Here is a 20,480-nt window from a genome sequence, read left to right as displayed (position 1 = left end):
CTCAGAGGTAGTAGTCGAAGTCGCGCTCGTCGCGCAGCCGGCGGCGTACCACCAGCACGTGTGCCGGCACGCGCTCGGGCTCGAGGCGGATGAAGTGCCGTCCGCCCTGCCAGCTGAAGCGCTGGTCGGTCAACAGGTCGTGCATCTGGAACGGCTGGTCGCGCGGCACGTCGACCTCCGAGGGGTCCAGCGAGAGGAAGCCCCACTGGGCGTTGTGCGGGTCGAGGTTGACGATCGTCACCACGACATTGCGGCCATCGTCGGAAGCCTTGAGATAGGCGATCAGCTGGTCGTTGTCGATGTCCAGGAAGCGCAGGCTGCGGTCGGACTGCAGGGCCGCGTTGCCCTGCCGGATGCGGTTGACCCGGGCGATGAAGGGCCGCAGGCCGCTGTCGGGATCCCAGTCCCAGTGGCGCAGCTGATATTTCTCCGAGTCGAGATACTCCTCGCTCGCAGGGCCGCGCGGCAGGTGCTCGAGCAGTTCGAAGGCCGGGCCGTAGATGCCGTAGCTGGCGGCCAGCGTGGCGGCCAGCACCAGCCGCAGCCTGAACATCGCCTCCTCGCCGCCCTGCAGCGCGGCGTGCAGGATGTCCGGCGTGTTGGGCCAGACGTTGGGCCGGAAGTAGTCCGCGCCCGGGCCCTGCGCGAGTTCGGTGAAATAGTCCGTGAGTTCGGCCTTGGTGTTGCGCCAGGTGAAGTAGGTGTAGGACTGCGTGAAGCCCAGCTTGGCGAGGCGATGCATGACCTTCGGCCGGGTGAAGGCCTCGGCCAGGAAGATCAGTTCGGGGTGTGCCCGCTTGCATTCGGTGATCGCCCATTCCCAGAACGCGAACGACTTGGTGTGCGGGTTGTCGACCCGGAAGATCGTCACGCCCTCGGCGATCCAGTGGTCGAGCACGCTCTTGAGTTCGCACCAGAGGCCCTGCCAGTCTTCGCTCTCGAAGTTGAAGGGATAGATGTCCTGGTACTTCTTCGGCGGGTTCTCGGCGTATTGCACGCTGCCGTCGGGCCGCCAGCGGAACCACTGGGGATGCGCCTTCACGTAGGGATGGTCGGGTGCGCACTGGAAGGCGATGTCCATCGCGATCTCGAGCCCCCGGGCCCGGGCCGCGGCGACCAGGTGGCGGAAGTCCTCCGGCGTCCCGAGGGCGGGCAAAATCGCCTTGTGGCCGCCCTCGGCGGCGCCGATCGCCCAGGGGCTGCCGACGTCGCCCGGCTCGGTGTCGAGCGCGTTGTTGCGGCCCTTGCGCTGCAGGCGGCCGATCGGATGGATCGGCGGGAAGTACAGCACGTCGAAGCCCATGGCCGCGACCAGCGGCAGCCGCGCCTCGACATCGCGCAGGGTGCCGTGGGCACCGGGCGCGTCGCCGGCCGAGCGCGGGAACAGTTCGTACCAGGTGCTGAAGCGGGCCCGCTCCCGATCGGCGACCAGGGGCAGGTCGGCGCCGTAGCGGGCCTCCAGCCGGCGGTCCGGATAGCGGCCCGCGGTGACCGCCAGGTCCTCGTCGAGCGCCAGCGCCTTCAGCGCCGCCGCCTCCAGCGCCGGGTCTTGGGCGCCCTGTTCGAGCGCCAGGGCCCAATCCTCGAGCGCCTCCCGTTCGGTGCCCGCCGCGCGTGCGGCGGCGGCCCGGATTTCAAGTGCGCCGACCCGCGCCGCCAGCCGGATGTCGTCGGCATCGACCCGCCGCACCAGTTCGTGGCGCCACGACTCGAAGGCGTCGACCCAGGCCACCACCGTGTAGCGGTAGCGCCCGGCCATGGGCGGCACGAAGTCCGCATGCCACTCGTCGTTGTAGCGAAGCTTCATCGGCAACTCGCGGCGGCGGGCCTCGCCGTCTTTCCACCACTGAAGCATCACGCGCGGCGCGTCGTGGCCGTCGGTGAACACATGGGCCGTCACCCGGAAGTGCTCGCCCGCCACGCACTTGGCGGCGAAGCGGCCGCCGTCCACCGCCGGCAGCACCGCATCGACGACGGCGCGGCTGCGGCCGTCGGGCGTGTCGATCGCGAAGGGAGGCTGGGGCTCGGCCGGCGTCGAGCTCGGCAGCAGTCCATCAGGCATCGGCAACCGCCTTCAGATAGAGGGTGGACAACGGCGGCAGGGTCAGGCTGAGCGCCTGCCTGTGGCCATGCGAAGGCACGGGTGCGGCCTCGACCTCGCCGAGATTTCCCCAACCCGCGCCGCCGAAGGCGAGCGTATCGCTGTTGAGCAGTTCGCGCCAGATGCCGCCGCTGGGCACGCCCAGCCGGTAGTTGCGCCGTGGCACCGGCGTCAGGTTGCAGACCACCAGCACGGCCTCGCCGTTGCGGGCCCGGCGCAGGAAGGCGATCACGCTCTGCGACTGGTCGTCGGCCTCGATCCACTCGAAGCCGTCGGGCGAGGCATCGAGTTCGTGCAGCGCCCGCTCGCTGCGATAGAGCCGGTTGAGCTCGCCCACCAGGTGCTGGACGCCGCGGTGCGCCGGCAGTTCGGCCTGCTGCCACTCCAGCTGGCCCTCGTGCGTCCACTCGCGCCGCTGGGCGAATTCGCCACCCATGAACAGCAGCTTCTTGCCGGGATGCGCCCACATGTAGCCATACAGCAGGCGCAGGTTGGCGAACTGCTGCCAGGTGTCGCCGGGCATCTTGCCGATCAGCGACCCCTTGCCGTACACCACCTCGTCGTGCGACAGCGGCAGCACGAAGTTCTCGCTGAAGGCGTAGACCATCGAGAAGGTCAGGCGGTGGTGGTGGAAGCGGCGATGCACCGGGTCTTCCTTCATGAAGGCCAGGGTGTCGTGCATCCAGCCCATGTTCCATTTCATGCCGAAGCCGAGGCCGCCCATCTCGATCGGCCGCGACACGCGGGGCCAGGCGGTCGATTCCTCGGCCACCGTGAAGGTGTCGGGGTGCTCGCGGTAGACCGCCCGGTTGAGTTCGTTGAGGAAGGTGATGGCCTCGAGGTTCTCGCGCCCGCCGTGCCGGTTGGGGATCCATTCGCCTTCCTTGCGCGCGTAGTCCAGGTACAGCATCGAGGCGACCGCGTCCACGCGCAGGCCGTCGATGTGGTAGCGGTCGAGCCAGAACAGGGCCGACGAGACCAGGAAGCTGCGGACCTCGTTGCGCCCGTAGTTGAAGATCGCCGAGTGCCACTCGGGATGGAAGCCCTGGCGCGGATCGGCGTGTTCGTAGAGGTGGGTGCCGTCGAAGACGGACAGTCCGTGGGCGTCGTCGGGAAAGTGCGACGGAACCCAGTCGAGCACCACGCCGATGCCGCGCTGGTGCAGGTGGTCGACGAAGTCCATGAAGTCCTGCGGCGTGCCGTAGCGTGCGGTGGGCGCGAAATAGCCGGTCGTCTGGTAGCCCCACGAGCCGTAGAACGGATGCTCGGTGACCGGCATCAATTCGACATGGGTGAAGCCCAGCGACACCACGTGCTCGGCGAGCGGTCGCGCGAGCTCGCGATAGTTGGGCAGTGCGCCATCCGGACGCCGCCAGGAGCCCGGATGCACCTCGTAGATCGAGATCGGCGCGTCGAGGCGGTTGCGCTCGGCGCGCGTCCGCATCCAGTGGTCGTCGCCCCAGTCATGCGCGAGCGACCAGAGCCGCGAGGCGGTGGCCGGCGGCGCTTCGCTCAGGAGGGCCAGGGGGTCGGCCTTTTCCAGCACGCGGCCGCCCTCGGCGACGATCCGGAACTTGTACGCCTGGCCGTGGCGGGCGAGTGCGCTGCGCCCTTCCCAGACGCCGGTGCTGTCGGCGCGGACGATCAGCGGGTCGGCCCGCGGGTCCCAGGCGTTCCAGTCGCCGATCACCGACACCGATCGCGCATTGGGCGCCCAGACCGCAAAGGTGGCGCCGAGGCCGTCGGCGACCAGGCGGCCGCCCAAGTGCTCGTGGAGACGGGCGTGCGTGCCTTCCCCGAGCAGGTAGGCGTCCGTGTCGCCGAAGGTGGAATCGGGGGAACGAGACATGGAGGTCGATGAGCCGGCCGGGGTCGGCCTCTGCGGCAAAACTCGGGTTTAGGCGATGCGGCCGGAGGTGAAATGCGTCAAAGCACCCGTCCTCCTGTCGGACAGCGACTCGATGCCGAAGAAAGGCCTGCGGCAGCCCGGGAAACTGAAACGCAACGTTGCAAACGGCCCGGCTGCCGATCGATGGCGTTAAATTGGAGCGCCAAGGAGGAAGTGCCATGGCATATCCGACGAGCCCCCATCTCGCCTCGTCTGCGCCCGACCCGGTGATGCAGCCGGTCCTGGCCTTTCAGCAGGCCTTTTTCACCGGGCTGCTGCAACTCCAGCAAATGCAGCTCCAGATGATGACCGCGTGGCAGCGGCCGTTCAGTACCGCTTCACAGGAAGTGTGGGATGTGTGGGTGGCGCATTTCGGAGGCGGCGTGCCCATCGACGCCTGAGGCGTGTCGCCGGTCCGCGGATGACCAAGTATTGCAGTTCCTGCCATACCCCGAACCCGGAACGCGCGCGTCGTTGCCGCGGATGTGGCGGCAGGTTTTCCGGCATTCGCACGCCCACCTTCGGCTTCGACAGCACGCGCCTCGAAGCGGCCGAGACCGCCTGGCCCCCGCCTGGGCGGCACGAATCACCCGGGAAGTCTCCAGGTCATGCAGCGGCGCCCGGCGCGCGCAAGCCCAGGACCAGGCGCTCGACCCCTGTCGCGGCCGTCGTCGCCAAGCTGGCTGTGCTCGCCGCGTTGGCCGGGGCGGGCGTGCTGGTGGCGCAGGTCGTGCCTGTGGACCAATGGGGCCAGGCGATCGCCCGATGGATCGAGCCGGCGGCGAGAGCGCCGGCAGCGCCTGGACGGCAGGCGGCGCGGTCGACGCCGCCACCGGCCGCCGAGGCCCCCGCGACCTCGGCGGCCGCCGTGCTCGACGCACTCGGCATCGATCCCGCGCGCATCGCCGGCCCGCCTCCGGTCGATGCGCCCGCCATCGGGCCGGTCGATCCGGATGCGGCGAGCCGCTCGCGTTGACGTTCAGGTGTCTTCCTGCCCCTGGGCCTCGCGGGTTCGGCGCACGCCCTGCGAGATCGCGTGTGCCAGCTGCGCCATGTCGAAGGGCTTCGAGAGCTTGACGGTGGAGGGGTGCAGGTCGCCTGGTTGCTCGGCGAAGCCCGAGGCGAGGATCATCGGCAACGAGGGGTTGTTCTTGCGCAAGGCCTCGACGAGGTGCGCGCCGCTCATGCCCGGCATCACCTGGTCCGAAATGACCAGGTCGATGTGTGGCGCTGCCCGGGCCATGGTCAACGCCTCTTCGGCGCTCGAGGCCGCGAGCACCGAATGGCCCAGGTCCTCCAGCATGGAGGCCGTCCCGGCGAGAACCAGGGGGTCGTCGTCGACGGCCAGGACCAGCATGGGCGCCAGGGACGCGGCTTCCGTCGGCACCGAGGCCATCGGGGCGGCAGCGGGCAGGGCCTGCGAATTCGCCGAAGCCACGGGAAGCCACAGGGTGGCGGTCGTCCCCACACCCTCGGTGCTCTCGAGAACGAACTTGCCGCCCGACTGGACCGCGAGTCCGTGCACCATGGCCAGGCCCAGGCCGGTGCCCTTGCCGACGCCCTTGGTCGTGAAGAACGGTTCGAGCGCGCGCGCCAGCGTCGCGGCGTCCATGCCGGTGCCGCTGTCGGTCATCGAGAGTCGCAGGTAGGCGCCCGGCGCCAGGTGGTCGGCCAAGGTGCACGCCACCTCGGATGCCGCGAACCGGAGCCGGCCCCCTTCGGGCATCGCGTCGCGTGCATTCACCGCCAGGTTGAGCAGGGCCAGCTCCAGCTGGTGCGCATCCACCAGCACCGGTCGCAGTGCCGGCTCGAACGCTTCCTCGATGTGGATGGTGGCCCCGAGCGTGCGCTCGAGCATGTCCTTCATGCCGTCGACCAGCGCCGGGATGTCGACCGCGGCCGGCTGCAGGTCCTGGCGGCGCGCGAAGGCCAGCATCCGCTGGGTGAGGGAGGCGCCTCGCTTGGCCGCCGACACCGCGTTCTCGACCAGGCGCAGCAGCTTGTCGTCGCCTGCGACCCGGCGCCGCAGCAGTTCGAGGCTGGTGAGCACGACCATCAGGAGGTTGTTGAAGTCGTGCGCGACGCCGCCGGTGAGCTGGCCGATCGCGTCGAGCTTCTGAGACTGGAACAGCGCTTCGCGCGCCTGTTCGAGCGCCAGCTGCGCGTTGCGCTTCTCGGTGATGTCGCGCGTCACCTTCGCGAAGCCGATCACCTGGCCGTTCGGGCCGTAGATCGGGTCGATGACCACGTTGGCCCAGAACGTCGAGCCGTCCTTGCGCACCCGCCACCCTTCGCCTTCGAAGCGGCCTTCGGCGGCGGCCGTCGCCAGCGCTTGGGCGGGAATGCCGCGCTCCCGGTCTTCGGGACGGTAGAAGCGCGAGAAGTGGGTGCCGATGATCTCGCGCGGCGCGTAGCCCTTGATGCGCTGCGCGCCGGCATTCCAGTTGGTGACGATGCCGTCGGCGTCGAGCATGAAGATCGCGTAGTCGGTCACCGCCTGCACCAGCAGGCTGAACTGCTCTTCGCTCTTCATCAGGGCGTCTTCGGCCGCCTTGCGCTCGCTGAGGTCGCGGGTCACCTTGGCGTAGCCGATGAGCTCGCCCCCGGGCGCGCGGATCGGGCGGACCACGACTTGCGCCCAGAAGCGATGGCCGTCCTTGCGGACGCGCCAGCCCTGGGATTCGAAGCGGCCTTCCTGCCGGGCCATCGTCAGCGCATGGTCCGGCATCCCGTTGCGCACGTCTTCCGGGAGATAGAAGGTCGAAAAGTGCTTGCCGATGATTTCGGACGCAGTGAAGCCCTTCAGTCGTTCGGCACCCGAGTTCCAGCTGACGACGATGCCGTCAGGGTTCAGCATGTAGATCGCGTAGTCGACGACCGCATCCACCAACAGCCGATACCGCTCCTCGGTCTGGATGCTCGAACCGGCATTTGAAAGGTAATCCACTGGCGCCCTTCGCTTTCACCGGATTATGTGCGGGTCGTCCTCGATAGCGTGCGCATGTAACATTTTGTGCGGTTTCGTGAAATCGGCACGCGGCGATTCGGGCGAATGCTTTCAAGCTCGCGCGATGTCCGTGATCTGTCCCAAGTGCCATACCGAGAATCGCGCGATCGCGAAGTTCTGCATCGAGTGCATCAGCACCTTGCCGACCCCGCGCGCCGACGACGGCTTTGCGCCGACTTTGCGGTTGCGCTGGCCCGCCGCGACCCGGTCAACGGGCGCGGAGGCGCCGACCATGCAAGTCCAGGCGGCGGACAGCGTCGCCGCGGCGCCCTTCGCCAAGGGGCTGTGGGTCAGCGTGGCGGCGCTGAGCGTGGCACTGCTCGTCGGCGCCGCGGGCTGGCTCGTGGCCGGCGCTGGTGGTTGGTATCTCTACAGCGCCGGCAAGGCGCAGGCGAGCCCGGTCAGCGAGCCGGAGCGCGTCGCCGCGCCGGCGCCCGCGGCTCACCCGATCGCGCCCGCGGCTCAGCCGATCGCGCCCGCCCCTCAGCCGATCGCGCCTGTCCTGGCCGAGGGCGCTGCCGCGGCAGTGGCGCGCCCGCCGGCGCCGCCCGCGGCTCCGAGCGCACGTCAGGCGGTGGCCGGCGCGCCGCGGGCGGCGTGCGCCGGCATGGGCTTCATCGCCGAAGCCAGGTGCATGGCCGACCAGTGCTTGAAGCCGCAATTCACGCATCATCCGCAGTGCGACGATGTGCGCCGCCGCCAGCGGCTCGAGGAGGCGAAGCGCAATCCTGTCGCGCCCTGACCGGGGCGGCAGGGGCGGTCGTGTGCGGCGAATGAGGGGCCGGCTCAGAGCGTCATCTTGAGGATGGTGAAGTCGTCCTCGAGCACGCCCGGGCCATGGGCGTCGCGCGCGCATTCCAGCAGTCGGTCCAGCTCCGACGCCCCGCCGGCGACCGGCCGCGAAAGCGCCTCGGCGAGGGCCGAGAACTCGAGCATGGAGCCGTCCGGCCGGCCGACCTCGTAGGTGCCGTCGCTGAAGACGTAGAGCCGCGCCGGCGATGGCAGGCGGCAGCGCTCCTCCTGGTAGCGGGCGGCCGGCGAGATGCCGATGCAGGGGCCGTTGGCCGGCAGCGGCCGGCCCTCGCCGGCGGCTTCGCAGGGGCCGCTCACCAGCAGGGCCGGCGGATGGCCGGCCGAGGCATAGCGCAGCTCGCCCGTGGCCCGGTGATAGACGCCGTACCAGACGGTGGAGAACAGCTCGCCGTGGCGCTCCATCTGGTAGGCCTGGTTGAGCGCGGTCAGCACCGCGGCGGGGCTGCGGAAGTCGGTTCGCTGCAGCGCTTCCGAGCGCAGCGTGTCGGCGACCGCCACCGACAGGAGGGCCGAACCCACGCCATGGCCGCAGACGTCGATCAGGTAGAGCGCGAAGTGCTCGTCGTCGACCCAGTGGTAGCCGAACGAGTCGCCGCCCAGCTCGGTCGAAGGCACGAAGCGCCAATCGACCGCCAGCGGTTCCGCAAGCGGAGGCGGCAGGATCGCGCGAACGTAGCGCTCGGCCTCGCGCAGCTCGTCCTGCAGCCGGTCGTGCGTGACCTGCAGCGCCTCGCGCGAGGCGGCCAGCTCGCGGTGGGCCAGGGTCAGCTCCTGGTTGGCCGCCTCGAGCTGCGCGATCAGCCTGGCCTCGCGCTGGCTGAGCAGGGTCATGTCGTAGGCTTTCTGCTGCACCAGCCGGGCTTCCTCGTATTCCGCGGTCACGTCGAGCAGCAGGATCCAGACCGTGCCGTCGTCGGCGAAGAAATGGACGTCGGCCACGCGGCCGCTGGGCATTTCCATCGAACGGATCAGGAACGGCGTCTCGACCAGCGGCAGCAGCCCTTCGAGGAACGGGATCTGGTCGCTCGCCAGGCCGCCGGACTGCAGGCCGGTCAGCCCGTAGTGGTCCAGGTGGCCGCCTGCCTGCACGAGGTTCTGGGCGTCGTCGACGACCAGGTGCGCCAGCACGCGCTGCGCGTGCAGCAGCATCAGGAGCGAGTCGGAGATCCGCGCCGGCAGGTCGAGCATGGCTATCGGGCGAGCAGCGCCGCCAGTTCCTGGAAGGTCTCCTCGACCGCGGCCCCGGTCTTGGCGCTGGTGCGGCGAAACTGCCATCCGGCGGCTTCCAGCTGCGCGATCCGCTCCATCGAGATGGTCCAGTCCTCTTCGAGGTCGGCCTTGTTGAGCAGGGCGACGAAAGGAACGCTGCCGATCTCGGCATCGACGCGGCCCTGGATCGAGACCGCGGTGTCCAGGGTCTCGGGCCGCGTGCCGTCGATCACCAGCAGGTAGCCCGCCGCGCCGCGCAGGTAGCTCACCCGGACGGCCGCGATGTCGTCCTCACCGGCGATGTCCCACAGGATCAGCGCCATCTGCTCGCTGCCGACGGTGAGCAGCTTCTTGTCGATCTTCACCCCGACCGTGGTCAGGTAGGCGTCCGAGAAAATGGTGTCGACGAAGCGACGCACCAGGCTGGTCTTCCCGACGCCGAAGGCGCCGAGCAGGCAGATCTTCTTTTGCAGCATGTGTTGACAGGTCCTAGTCGCCGGTGCTGACGCCGAAGGACACGCGCCGGTTCATCGACAGCTCGTCCTCGCTGGCGCCGGGGCGCAGCGGTTCGAGCGGGCCGGCACCGCGTACCGCGAGCACGGAAGGATCGACGCCGCGGGCACGCAGCATCGAGCGCACGACCTCGGCACGGCCAACGCTGAGGGCCAGGTTCGAGGTGTCCTTGCCGGTGGCGTCGGCGTGGCCGACGATCGTCACCTTGACCGGGAAGCCCTGGTCGCGCGCCACCTGGACCAGTTCGCGCATGTAGCCGGCGACGGTATCGAGCTTGGTCTCCTGGTCGGCCGCGGGCCGCGGCATGCTGAAGTCGAAGTGGATCAGCTGGGCCTGGATCGCATCGCGCAGGCGCAGGTAGTCCGGGTCCTGCACGTCCTTCAGGGCGCTGAGGTCGACCTTGGGTGCGCCGGCGGGCAGGGTCTGGACGAAGGCCCGCGCCTTTTCCATCCAGCGCTGGGGCGCGTTGCCGCTGGCGCGGATGCCGCTCGCGTCCTGCGCCAGGATGACCGTCGGCGGCGGGTCGAGCGTCGCCTGAAGCCGCTTCAGCACGATGGCCGGATGCAGCGCCTGGTAGGGTTCCCAGCGGCCGACGATGCGCGCCGGATCGAGGTCGGTCTTCGCCAGCAAGGCTTCCGGCTGCGCCGCCAGCGGATCGCGCAGCCCGGACACCAGCCACTTGCCATCGCGCCGTTCGGCGTTCATCACGACGATGCCGGGCTGGTCCTGCAGGCTCGACACATAGGCGTCGACGTGGCGGCGCTCGATGATCCGCTGGCCGACCCACCAGCCCAGCGCGCCCAGCAGCAGCAAGGGGATCAGCCACATCAGCGGCGAGACCTTCCTGTGGGTCTCCGCGGCCTGGGACAGCAGGCACAGGCGCAGCAACGGCTGTGCTGCTTCGAAAGGCGTCGTGTCGCCGGAGAATTCCTCCAGAGCGCCGCGCCACTGGTCGTGCACCGAGCCCAGCGTCTCGCCGAGCCGCGTGCGCAGCATGGCCGGCGGCGTGCCGTGGATCACGGCGGCGAGGAAGGCCGACGGGCCTTCCTCGCACCACAGCAGCAGGTCGCCCAGGCGCAGGCTGTCGATGCCGCCGCTGCTGGTGCCGCCGCTGGCGGATTCGTCGAACGAGTCGCGCACGAAATCCTGGATCGCCGAAAGCATCGCCGACACCAGCTGCGGATCGCGCGTCGTCGCGTCGTCGCGCGCCACGTGCGCCAGCAGCAGGCCGGTCTTGCGATGGATCAGGAAGACGTGGTCGACCCGGAACACGGCCGTGTGCTTGAGCACCACCTCGGCGAAGCTGCTGCCGGTGCGCCAGGCCTCGATGCGCCATTTGAGCCCGCGCCACGACAGGCTGTGCTTGAGCGCCTGGTTCAGCGATTGCAGCGAGCCCTCGAGGGTCTCGGCGATGGCCTTGCGGATCGCCGGCCCCATGACGGGGTACAGGATGTCGACCATGCGGCCCGGGTTCTTCTGGATCGACGCCTGGGTGGCGCGCTCGACCGTGGGCGAGATCGCGAGGCCCAGGCGGTCGTCCTGCGCCGCTGCCAGCGCGAAGGCCGCGGGCAGCACCGAGCCCACCGCATCGGCGAGCTGCTTCGGATCGTCGAACTTCTCCTGCAGCTGCGCCAGCGCCACCCGCTCGCGTTCGAGCAGCACGCGGCGCATCGCGTCCAGCCGCGGGTCGGCGTCCAGGCGGCTCGGCAGGGTGGCCGCGACGCTGGGATCGACGCAGCGCGCCAACTCCAGCAGCAGGGCGGCGAGCCGCGCCTTCTGCTCCTCGTCGGAAGGCTCGCCTGGCGCGTGCGTCGCGGCCAGCGACAGGCGTGCGTTCACCGCGCCTCCGCTCGGGCGCGCGCCCGTGCCCCTGGCGCTAAGGTCATGCCAATCAGCCGGCGTGGCCGTTGCTGCCCTTGGGCGCGACGTCCTGGTTCAGGCATTTGGCGATCTCGACGAACAGGCCGGCGAGCAGGTTGCGGTCGGTCTTGACGTTGCTGAGCTCGGCGAACATCCGCTCGGTGGTGGCCCGGGCGTCATCCTGGCGCTTGCGCATCTCGTCGCGCAGCACCTGGACCTCGTGGCTCAGTCGATCGGTGAACTCGCGCTCCTGGCGCGCCAGCTGGTCGGACAGCTGGGCCAGCCGCTTCTCGAGCGTCTGCGTGTGGTCGCGCAGGCTGCGCTCCAGCTCCTTGTCGGCGTCGGCGCGCAGGTCCTTTTCCTCGCGGAACTGGCCGGCGACCGATTCGAGTTGCTTCTTCATCGTCGACTCGAGGCTGCTCAGCCCGCGCGACGACTCGGTCTCCATGTCGCGCATCCGCTGCTGGAAGCGGTCCTCGAGGATCGAGAAGCGCTTGTCGTAGTCCTGCATCTGGTTGCCGAACAGCAGCTCGCGCATCTTGTCGACGCCGGAACTCTCGCCGGCGCCGTTGGGTTGGCCGGCGGCCAGGGCCGCCTGCGCCGCCAGCGCGCTCTGGGTGTCGATGCTCATGGAAGGCTTGGCTGCAGTTGCCATGGAGAATGCTCCTCGGTGGTGGGTTGACGATAGGTGGTGAAATCAAAGGCGCTCAGGGCGGCGCCGACGCCCGGAACAAAAGAGTCAGGCAGTTGCGGCCGTCGTGGTGGCTGTAGCGCAGCCCGTCGGAGAAGCGCCGCACGATCGGAATGCCCCAGCCGCCGATCCGGGCATCGTCGATGCTGGTCGCGCGCGCCGGTTCAGGCACCTGCCGCGGATCGAACTCGCTGCCCTCGTCCTCGACTTCCAGGGCCACGTCCTGGCCCTGCCAGCCCAGCCGCAGGAAGATGTTCTGCGCGCCCTGGCTGCAGGCATGGGTCATGATGTTCGTCACCACCTCGGTCGAGCAGAGGTCGAGGTTCAGCGCGACGCGCGGCGGCAGCCGCTGGCCTTCGGCCCAGTCGTGCACCCACGCACTCACGCGCGCGAGTTCGCGCAACTCGCTGCCGACGGTGAGGGAGGCTTGGGGCTCCCCGCCGGTGGCGGCCATCAGCGGCTCCCGGCTCCCGCCATCAGCGCGCTGCAGGCGGTGTCGACATCGGGGTACACCGGGATGATCGTGTCGATGCCTGCCATCTTGAGTACCTCCGCCACGAGCGGTTGCGGACTTGCCAACGCCATGACGCCGCCGCGCATCGACTGCGCCCTCGCGTTGACGACCAGGGTGCGGATGCCGATCGACGCCAGGAACGAGACCTCGGACAGATCGACCACCGCGAGCAGCTTGCGGTTGGCCACCAGCGCCGACAGGCGCACGTTGATGTCATGCCCGCCGATGCTGTCCATGCGCCCGACCAGACTGATCTTCTCGACACCGTCGGCCAGTTGCTCGCTTCTCAGATCCATACGCTCTCCGCAGTCGTTTTCGATAGGGGGCTGATCGGGTCCGTCGTATGCCTGCCTCGCACGCAAGTTCTTGTTTTTAAAAGAAAACAAGATGCTCTTTCGAGCAACAAATAGAACCTTTTTCTAGCTTACGCCCAAATTGCAGCCTCGTCGACAACGGGGCCTCATCAAGCCGATGGACGCCGTCGGGTTCTCAACGATCCTGGCGCGGCGGCACGTTGAGCAGGGCCTCGACCAGCCGATCGACCCTGATCGGCTTGGTCAGGTAGTCGTCCATGCCGGCGCCGATGCACATTTCCTGGTCGCCCTGCATGGCGTTGGCGGTCATGGCGACGATGCGGGGCCTGCGGCCGGCCTCGAACAGCGTGCAGATCTGCCGGGTGGCGTCGAGCCCGTCGAGCTCGGGCATCTGGACGTCCATCAGCACCACGTCGTAGGTCTGGCGCTGCACCGACTCGACCGCCTCGATGCCGTTGGAGGCCAGGTCGGCCCGGTAGCCCATCTGCTGCAGCAGGCGCAGCGCGAGCTTCTGGTTCACCACGTTGTCCTCGGCCAGCAGGATCCGCAGCGGATGCCGCGCCGCCATCGTCGGGTCGATCTGCGGCTTGGCGCCGGCGCTGTCCGTAGGCCGGGTGGCGACCGTTTCGTGGGCCAGCAGGCTCACCAGGGTGTCGAACAGCGCCGACTGGTGGATCGGCTTGGACAGGTAGGCGTTGAACAGCGACTCGGCGTCGCCGGCCTCGCGCCGGCCGAGCGAGCTGAAGAGCACCAGCGGCAAGCTGGCGTGGTTGGCGCGGATGCGGCGCGCGAGATCGACGCCGTCCATCTCCGGCATGTGCATGTCGAGGATCGCGAGATCGAAGCGCTCGCCCTGGGCCAGCCAGCGCAGGGCCTCGGCCGGCGATTCGGTGGCGCGCGAGTCCATGCCCCAGCGGGCCGTCTGGAGTGCCAGCACGCGCCGGTTGGTCGCGTTGTCGTCGACGATCAGCAGGTGCTTGCCCTGCAGTTCGATCTGCACGCCGCTGACGATGCGGCGCTTGCTCGGCGGCGCATCGGAGGTCGCCACCTCGAGGGTGAAGAAGAAGGTCGAGCCCATGCCCGGCCCGTCGCTCTCGACCCACATGGTGCCGCCCATCAACTCGGCCAGCCGCTTGCTGATCGCCAGCCCGAGGCCGGTGCCGCCGTACTTGCGGGTGGTGCTGGAGTCGGCCTGCGAGAACGACTGGAACAGCCGGCCCTTGCCCTGCGCCGACAGGCCGATGCCGGTGTCGCGCACCGCGAAGGTCAGCTCGACCCGCCCGCCCGGCCGGGCATCGGCGCTGACCGTCAGCACCACCTCGCCGGCCTCGGTGAACTTCACCGCGTTGCTCAGCAGGTTCAGCAGGATCTGCCGCAGCCGCGTGAGGTCGCCGCTCACGCCCACCGGCACGTCGCCCTCGAACACGTAGGCGATCTCGAGCTTCTTCTCGGTCGCCCGCGTGCTGACCAGGTCGAGCGCCGACTCCACGCACTCGCGCAGGTCGAAGGGATGGGCCTCGATGTCCATCCGGCCGGCCTCGATCTTCGAGTAGTCGAGGATGTCGTTGATGATGGTCAGGAGCGCATCGCCCGAGTCCCGGATGGTCGAGACGTAGTCCTGCTGCTCGGCATCGAGCGCGGTGTCGAGCAGCAGCCCGCTCATGCCGATGACGGCATTCATGGGGGTGCGGATCTCGTGGCTCATGGTCGCCAGGAAGGCGCTCTTGGCCTCGTTCGTGGCCTCGGCGGCGGCCCGCGCCTCCTTGGTCTCGTTGAACAGGCGCGCGTTCTGGATCGCGATCACGGCCTGGTCGGCGAAGGTCTCGAGCAGCCGGATCTCCTTGTCGGCGAAGGCCCCGGGGGGCTGGCGCGCAACGTGGATCGAGCCGATGTAGCGGCCCTCCCAGATCAGCGGCGCCAGCATGATCGCGTAGCTGCCGATCTTTTCGCCGAGCTCGCGCATGAAGACCGGCAGGTTCGGCTCGGCCAGCGCGTCGGGGATGTGCAGGACCTCGGGCCCGGCCATGGCCTCGCCCATGGGCGAATGGTCGATGGGCCGCGGATAGTAGCGCTCGAGCGCCTCGCGGGCCGAGCCGCGGTGGGCGCCCAGGTGCATCATCCCGTCGTCGCCGACCAGGGAGATGCCGAGCTGCGTGCCGGAGAACAGGCGCTGGCAGCTCTCCAGGATCTTGTCGAACACGGGGCGAGCGTCCTCCATCGATTCGCTGATGACCTGGAGCACGTCGGCGGTCGCGGTCTGGCGCTCGAGCGCCTCGCGGGTCTCGGTGGTCAGGCGGACGTTGTCGATCGCGATCACCGCCTGCTCGGCGAACAGGTTGAGCAGGTCGACCTGGCGCTGCGGCGTCGGGCCGGGGTCCGGCCAGGCCATGGTGATGGCGCCGATCGGCTCGCCGTCCTTGAGCATCGGGGCGGCGATCACGCGGCGCCGGTTGCCGGAGTTGGCCAGCCGGCGGTCGTAGTCGGGGTCCGACCACGCGTCCTCGATGCTCAGGGCCTGGCGCTCGAGGATCACGCGCCCGTTCATCTGGCGCCGGTCGGGCGGCGCCGGCCACACCGTGCGCGCCGCCTCGAGCGCCTGCTCGGACCAGTTGCGGGCCGCCGCCAGGTGGACCTGCCGGCCGTCGAAGCTGAAGATCGCGGCGGTCGGGCCTTCGAACAGCCACATGGTGCAGTCCAGGATGGCCTCGAACACCGGCATCACGTCGTCGGGCGATTCGCTGATGGCGCGCAGCACGTCGCTGACCGCGGTCTGGTATTCGAGCGACTCGGTCAGCTCGGCGGTGCGCTCCTCGACCTTGTGCAGCGCCACCTGCGTTTCGTTGAACAGCCGGGCGTTCTGGATCGCGATGACCGCCTGGTCGGCGAAGGTCTTGAGCAGCGCCCGCTCGCTCGGGCGGAACGGGCCGGTCTCGGTGCGCTGCATGCTCAGGATGCCGATGCCGCGGCCCTCCCAGATCAGCGGCGCCGCCAGGTTGGCGTAGCTGTAGCCGATCAGCTCGGCATTGCGGCGCAGCACCACCGGTGCCGCCGGGTCGGCCAGCACGTCGGCGAACTCCACCAGGTCGCCGGTGCGGAAGGAGACCTCGGCCGAGGTGCCGGCCAGCGGCATCGGGTAGTTCGCCTCCATCGAGGCGGCGAGCTGAGCCAGCCGAGCCTCGCCGACCGCGGCGCGGCCGGCGGCCGTCATCTGCCAGCGGGTCAGCGCCAGGTTGCCCTGGGCATCGACCATCAGCAGGGCGAAGGAACTGCCGTCGAACAGGCGCTCGCAGCACTCCAGGATCTTGTCGAACACCGGGCCGGGGTCGGCCAGCGAGCTGCCGATGACCTGCAGCACGTCGGCCGCGGCGCTCTGGTGGGCCAGCGCCTCCTGCATCTCGCGGGCGTGGCGCCGCGTGTCGTCGAACAGGCGTGCGCTCTCCAGCGCCAGGCCCAGGCTGGCGGCCACGGCTTCCAGGAGGTGGATCTCGTGGGCGCCGAAGGCGTATTCGCGTTCGTGGTTCTGCAGCGCGATGATGCCGAGCGCGCGGTCGTTGCCGATGATCGGGACGGCCGCCATCGACAGCGCCCAGTCGGTGCCCGGCGCGGGATGCAGCCCCATCCGGGTCTGCTCCTCGCGGGTGTTGAGCACGCCGACCTCGCGCTTGCGCATCACGCGCGCCAGCGGCTCGTCCGGTTCCAGCGGCCGCGCCGGCGGCCGGGGCAGGGGCTTGTTGTGCTCGTAGCGGTACATGACCTGCACCAGGTTGGTCCGGTCGTCCCACCACACGATGTTCAGGTCGCCGGAATCGAAGACCTCGCGCAGCCGGTCGCCCACCAGGTCGACGATGGCCTGGAAGCCCAGCTTGGCCGCGATCCCGCGCTGGATCGCGTTGATCAGCGCCAGTCCGTCGTTGCGCTGCTGGAGCTCGTCCTGGCGCGCGGCCAGCTCGCGCTGGAGGCTTTCGCGCTCGCGGCAGCGGGCCAGGGCCGCCGCCGCCTGGCGCGCCAGCGCGGCCAGCAGGTCGCGGTGGATTCGGTCGAACCGGCCCAGCCGGCCTTCGATGTCGGCGTAGAGGTAGCCGAGCAGCTCGCGCTGGACGACGAGTGGCGCGATCAGGCAGGAGCGCTGCTCGCCCGGCGCGGCGTGCTCGGGCCCGTGGCGCAGGCTGGGCTTGCGGCTCTGGCGGGCCTCGGCCAGCCACGGCGCGATGGCGCTGAACAGGGCAGTGGCATCTTCGGCCGGCGGCAGCAGGGCGCCGGCGCCGTGCAGGCCGGCCTCGGTGTCGAGCACCAGCAGCACCCGCTGGGCCCCGAGGAGCCGGGCGGCTTCGTCGACCAGCGCCGCCTGCAGCGCGCCGCCGTCGGCCAGCGCGTCGAGCCGCAGCCCGGCCTCGACCAGGCGCTCGAACGGGTCGCGCAGCGTCCGGCCCGCGCGCGGCGGGTTCTTCGACAGGGGGCGAGACCGGGACTCAGCCATGGGGCAGGTGCCTTCAGCGATCAGCAGCTCGGTGCGCGGGCGGCGCACCACGCGCCAGTCTAGCGCCTGACTTGTACAACAAAGGGTATATCCGATTCGTGACTTTTGGGAGGCGCTGCGGAACAATCGCGGGGGCTCCAATTCGCTGACAAGGAAGAACCAAAATGCGCAGATCGAAGAGGTGGGCCGCTGCCGTGGCCGCGGTGGCGGGAATGGCGCTGGCGGGCTGCACCACCACCGGCACGGGCGGCGGCGAGATGATGCAGAAGGGCCAGCCCGACAAGCCGGTGCAGTTTTCCTGGAAGAGCACCGACGGCGGCATCACCGGCACCATGACGGCCACCCTGCCGACCGCCACCTTCCAGGGACCCTTCCTGCAGATCACGCAGCAGACCCGGAGCGAGGCCATGGCGCCGATGTGGGGCGGCGGCTGGCCGGTGGGCTGGTCCGACTGGTCCTACTGGGGCTATGGCAGCGTCGCGGGCATGGGCGGCGGGGGCATGATGCCGGGCTTCGACCCGGTGCAGTTCGCCACCGTCTACAGCGGCAAGGTGATCGCCAACCTGAAGAGCCCGCAAGGGGGCCTGATGCGTTGCCGGCTGCATATGCTGCGGCCCCAGCAGGGCATGTCGGGCGGCGGCACCGGCGAATGCCAGATCCAGGGCGGCGCCACCATCCAGGCCAACTTTTGAAGACGGGGGCGCCTGTGCGGGTCCGGCAAACCCTCAGCGCAGTCCAGATGAAGCTGGTGCTCGAGCTGCACGAGCTTCGCCTGGTTTCGTGCGCCGAGTCGACCCAGCTGCTCGATGCCTGGACCCGCCTGGGCACGTTTTCGAACGAGCAGCGCTGCGCCGTCGATGCCCTGTTCGCGCTCTGCTACGACGACATGATGCGCGGCCTTCACGATGCCGCCGACGGGCCCGAATCACGTGCCGTGGTCCGCGCGGAACTGATCCGCAAGCTCGGCTGAGCCGGCGGCGCGCCCATGCAGCAGAAAAGAAATGACAGCGGCGAACTCAATTTCTATCTCCTGAAGTGCCTGGTCGCGCTGGTCGACCACTCGCATGTCTCGCGCGCCGCGGAGGCGCTGTCGATCAGCCAGCCCGCCATGAGCCGGGCGATGAGCCAGTTGCGCGCCGTCACCGCCGATCCGATCCTCGTGAAGGGCGGCACCGGGCTCATCCCCACCGCCAAGGCGCTCCAGCTGCGTGAATTCGCCGAGCGCATCCTGGGCGAAATGAGCGAATTGCTGGGCAATGCGGTGGCCTTCGACCCCGGCAGCACGCGCTACCTGTTCCGGATGGTCGCCACCGACTACCTCGAATGCCTCTTCATGGAAGGCCTGGTGCAGCACATGGGCAGCCGCTATCCGGGCATCTCGATGTCGGTGCGGCACCCGGTTCACCCGTCGCAGTTCAACAAGGTGCTGGAAGCCGGCGAGGTCGACTTCGCGGTCGGCATGCTGCCGGTCAGCCTGCGCGAGCTGCGCCACCGCCTGCTGTTTCGCGATCGGATCATCTGCGTGGCGCGGGCCGGCCACTGGGCGATCGGCCGGACGCTGTCGGCCGCCGAATTCGCGGCGCTCGGGCATGTCGTGATCATGCCCAACACGGTCAACTGCTTCGGCGAGGTGGTCGACCAGGCGCTGGCCGCCCAGGGCCTGGCGCGCAACCGCCGCTTCGTCACCCCGAACTACCTCACGGCGCCGCACCTGCTCGAAAGGACCGACATGGTGGCGCTGCTGCCACAGTCGCTGGCGGCCCGCTTCCAGCAGCGCTTTGGCCTGGCCGAGCTGGCGCTGCCGGTGGAGGTGCCGGAATTCGAGGTCTACATCTCGTGGCACGACCGCACCCACCGCCACGCCGCCCACGTCTGGTTCCGCAACCAGGTCATGCAGAGCCTTGACCTGAACGGCCACGGGCCTGATTGGGCTTACGCATTGATGCCTACATTCAATAAGTGAATAGTGTCAATCCATTCCTGGCATGGACAAGGGCCGGCGGAGTCCCAATACTGGAACAACGCCCGTTGATTCGGCAAGCAACCACGGTCCGACGGGACCGGTACCTGTATCGATAGCGACTGCGCCTATGTCTTGCACGATCCGAACCGTTGATGACCTCGCCCAACTGCCGGATGCTCAATTGCTCGCCTGTTTCGGCGCCCTCCGGACCGCCATCCACGAGGCCAAGCGCCAGCATGCGGATGCGCTGCGCGACAACCTGATCCCCTCCGGCGCGCCCTTCGAGTTCCGCTCCTTCGACTGGCGCCCCCGGGGGTCCCAGCGCTTCAACATGCCGGCTCAGCTGAGCCCCGAGACGCCGATCGACGAGATCTCCATGCGTTCCGGGGCCCGCGACGCGCTGCGCAACCTCAGCATCTTCTGCATCGACGACCTGTCGGCGATCAGCGAACAGGAATTGCTCAACGAAGAGGCGATCGGCGCCAAGACCGTGGGCCGGCTGCGCGAGGCGCTGATCCGCGTGGGGCTCGACTTTCTTCCCAACGCCGGCGCGGAGGACCCCGTCCCGGCCGGCGCCGAGCCTGAGGAATCGATGGCGGGCCCGGGACCGGGTCGGCCGCGCTTCGTGGAGGTCCGCAAGCTGCTGAGCGAGCAGGCGCGCCAGTCGCGCGACACCAGCGTGAGCGAGAGCATGGACTGGATGGGCCTGTACGCCTACCCCTCGCAGCTGCTGCGGCTTCGCCCGGGCGATTCCGGCGTCTTCGTCTGCCCGCCGGCCTGGCGCGGGCGCCTCGGCACGGTCTGCGGTGTCTGGGTCAAGGGCAACACCGACTGGGCCGCGCGCTTCCCGGCCGGCACGCCGTGGAAGGACGTGTTCTGGACCGAGGCCCACGTCGACGGTCTGAAGGTGGTGCGCGCAGCGCTGCCGGGCCAGTCCGCCAGGGAGCTCCCGCGGCACTTCGTGTTCGCGCCCCGGTCCACCATCTCCATGCCGGAGCCCGGACTGCCCAAGCTCGACCAGGTGGTCTCGCTGTGGCGCAGCCCCAGCACGGCGAACGAAGGGCGGCGGGTCGAGCCGCCCAGGGACCTGGCCATGGACGACCAGGCGGCGTCCGGCTGACCGGGGCCGA

Annotated in this window: 18 protein-coding genes; 7 read left to right on the top strand and 11 right to left on the bottom strand. The window is 69.5% G+C overall.

Annotation, left to right across the window (positions count from 1 at the left end; genetic code table 11):
* Position 1: 1 nt before the first annotated feature.
* Together QTI17_RS01025 and glgB are read right to left on the bottom strand one after the other, a co-directional pair.
* Complete coding sequence (locus QTI17_RS01025; RefSeq protein WP_286530490.1) at positions 2-2,062, bottom strand: alpha-1,4-glucan--maltose-1-phosphate maltosyltransferase; 2,061 nt, start codon at positions 2,060-2,062, stop codon at positions 2-4.
* Entirely contained in the window at positions 2,055-3,950 is a 1,896-nt protein-coding gene (gene glgB, locus QTI17_RS01020; protein WP_286530488.1) for a 1,4-alpha-glucan branching protein GlgB, read from the bottom strand. The genes QTI17_RS01025 and glgB overlap by 8 nt, the downstream gene beginning before the upstream one ends.
* 218 nt (positions 3,951-4,168) lie before the next feature.
* On the opposite strand from glgB, the gene QTI17_RS01015 reads away from it, so the two are divergent.
* Together QTI17_RS01015 and QTI17_RS01010 are read left to right on the top strand one after the other, a co-directional pair.
* Positions 4,169-4,390: a hypothetical protein gene (locus tag QTI17_RS01015; protein WP_286530487.1), complete on the top strand. Its 222-nt coding sequence runs from the start codon at positions 4,169-4,171 to the stop codon at positions 4,388-4,390.
* 284 nt (positions 4,391-4,674) lie between these two features.
* On the top strand, positions 4,675-4,965 hold the full coding sequence (locus QTI17_RS01010) for a hypothetical protein (protein WP_286530485.1): 291 nt from the start codon (positions 4,675-4,677) through the stop codon (positions 4,963-4,965).
* Between the two features lie 3 nt (positions 4,966-4,968).
* On the opposite strand, the gene QTI17_RS01005 is transcribed toward QTI17_RS01010, so the two are convergent.
* Both QTI17_RS01005 and QTI17_RS01000 read right to left on the bottom strand, forming a co-directional pair.
* On the bottom strand, positions 4,969-6,936 hold the full coding sequence (locus QTI17_RS01005; protein WP_286530483.1) for a hybrid sensor histidine kinase/response regulator: 1,968 nt from the start codon (positions 6,934-6,936) through the stop codon (positions 4,969-4,971).
* Between the two features lie 111 nt (positions 6,937-7,047).
* Complete coding sequence (locus QTI17_RS01000; RefSeq protein WP_286530481.1) at positions 7,048-7,230, bottom strand: hypothetical protein; 183 nt, start codon at positions 7,228-7,230, stop codon at positions 7,048-7,050.
* Here QTI17_RS01000 and QTI17_RS00995 point away from each other — a divergent pair.
* Positions 7,229-7,738: a hypothetical protein gene (locus QTI17_RS00995; RefSeq protein WP_286530479.1), complete on the top strand. Its 510-nt coding sequence runs from the start codon at positions 7,229-7,231 to the stop codon at positions 7,736-7,738. The two genes, QTI17_RS01000 and QTI17_RS00995, sit on opposite strands and share 2 nt — an antisense overlap.
* Before the next feature lie 44 nt (positions 7,739-7,782).
* On the opposite strand, the gene QTI17_RS00990 is transcribed toward QTI17_RS00995, so the two are convergent.
* The 7 genes from QTI17_RS00990 to QTI17_RS00960 all read right to left on the bottom strand — a co-directional run bounded on the left by QTI17_RS00990 (position 7,783) and on the right by QTI17_RS00960 (position 17,387).
* Positions 7,783-8,997, bottom strand: coding sequence for a PP2C family protein-serine/threonine phosphatase (locus tag QTI17_RS00990; RefSeq protein WP_286530478.1), 1,215 nt, complete (start codon positions 8,995-8,997; stop codon positions 7,783-7,785).
* Positions 8,998-8,999: 2 nt separating this feature from the next.
* Complete coding sequence (locus tag QTI17_RS00985) at positions 9,000-9,494, bottom strand: Rab family GTPase (RefSeq protein ID WP_286509461.1); 495 nt, start codon at positions 9,492-9,494, stop codon at positions 9,000-9,002.
* 13 nt (positions 9,495-9,507) lie between these two features.
* A complete protein-coding gene (locus QTI17_RS00980) occupies positions 9,508-11,370 on the bottom strand; it encodes an OmpA family protein (protein ID WP_286530477.1) in 1,863 nt (620 codons plus the stop codon).
* A 52-nt stretch (positions 11,371-11,422) separates the two neighbouring features.
* Positions 11,423-12,046 (bottom strand): hypothetical protein, encoded by a 624-nt coding sequence (locus QTI17_RS00975; RefSeq protein ID WP_286530475.1) that lies wholly within the window; start codon positions 12,044-12,046, stop codon positions 11,423-11,425.
* A gap of 52 nt (positions 12,047-12,098) precedes the next feature.
* Positions 12,099-12,536, bottom strand: a complete 438-nt coding sequence (locus tag QTI17_RS00970) for an ATP-binding protein (protein WP_286525888.1) — start codon at positions 12,534-12,536, stop codon at positions 12,099-12,101.
* A complete protein-coding gene (locus QTI17_RS00965) occupies positions 12,536-12,892 on the bottom strand; it encodes an STAS domain-containing protein (RefSeq protein ID WP_286509457.1) in 357 nt (118 codons plus the stop codon). Before QTI17_RS00965 ends, QTI17_RS00970 begins: the two co-directional genes overlap by 1 nt.
* Before the next feature lie 193 nt (positions 12,893-13,085).
* Positions 13,086-17,387, bottom strand: coding sequence for a GAF domain-containing protein (locus tag QTI17_RS00960; protein ID WP_286530473.1), 4,302 nt, complete (start codon positions 17,385-17,387; stop codon positions 13,086-13,088).
* Positions 17,388-17,551: 164 nt separating this feature from the next.
* Here QTI17_RS00960 and QTI17_RS00955 point away from each other — a divergent pair, with 164 nt between their 5' ends.
* The 4 genes from QTI17_RS00955 to QTI17_RS00940 all read left to right on the top strand — a co-directional run bounded on the left by QTI17_RS00955 (position 17,552) and on the right by QTI17_RS00940 (position 20,470).
* Positions 17,552-18,079, top strand: a complete 528-nt coding sequence (locus QTI17_RS00955) for a hypothetical protein (RefSeq protein ID WP_286530471.1) — start codon at positions 17,552-17,554, stop codon at positions 18,077-18,079.
* Between the two features lie 47 nt (positions 18,080-18,126).
* A complete protein-coding gene (locus tag QTI17_RS00950) occupies positions 18,127-18,357 on the top strand; it encodes a hypothetical protein (protein WP_286530469.1) in 231 nt (76 codons plus the stop codon).
* 15 nt (positions 18,358-18,372) lie between these two features.
* Entirely contained in the window at positions 18,373-19,350 is a 978-nt protein-coding gene (locus QTI17_RS00945) for a LysR family transcriptional regulator (RefSeq protein WP_286530467.1), read from the top strand.
* A gap of 181 nt (positions 19,351-19,531) precedes the next feature.
* Positions 19,532-20,470: a helix-hairpin-helix domain-containing protein gene (locus QTI17_RS00940; RefSeq protein ID WP_286530466.1), complete on the top strand. Its 939-nt coding sequence runs from the start codon at positions 19,532-19,534 to the stop codon at positions 20,468-20,470.
* Positions 20,471-20,480: the final 10 nt, after the last annotated feature.

It is taken from the genome of Variovorax sp. J31P179, assembly GCF_030316985.1.
Lineage (GTDB): Bacteria > Pseudomonadota > Gammaproteobacteria > Burkholderiales > Burkholderiaceae_C > Variovorax > Variovorax ginsengisoli_B.
The sequence above is the reverse complement of the archived record's forward strand: the minus strand, read 5'-3'. Positions and strand labels throughout refer to the sequence as shown.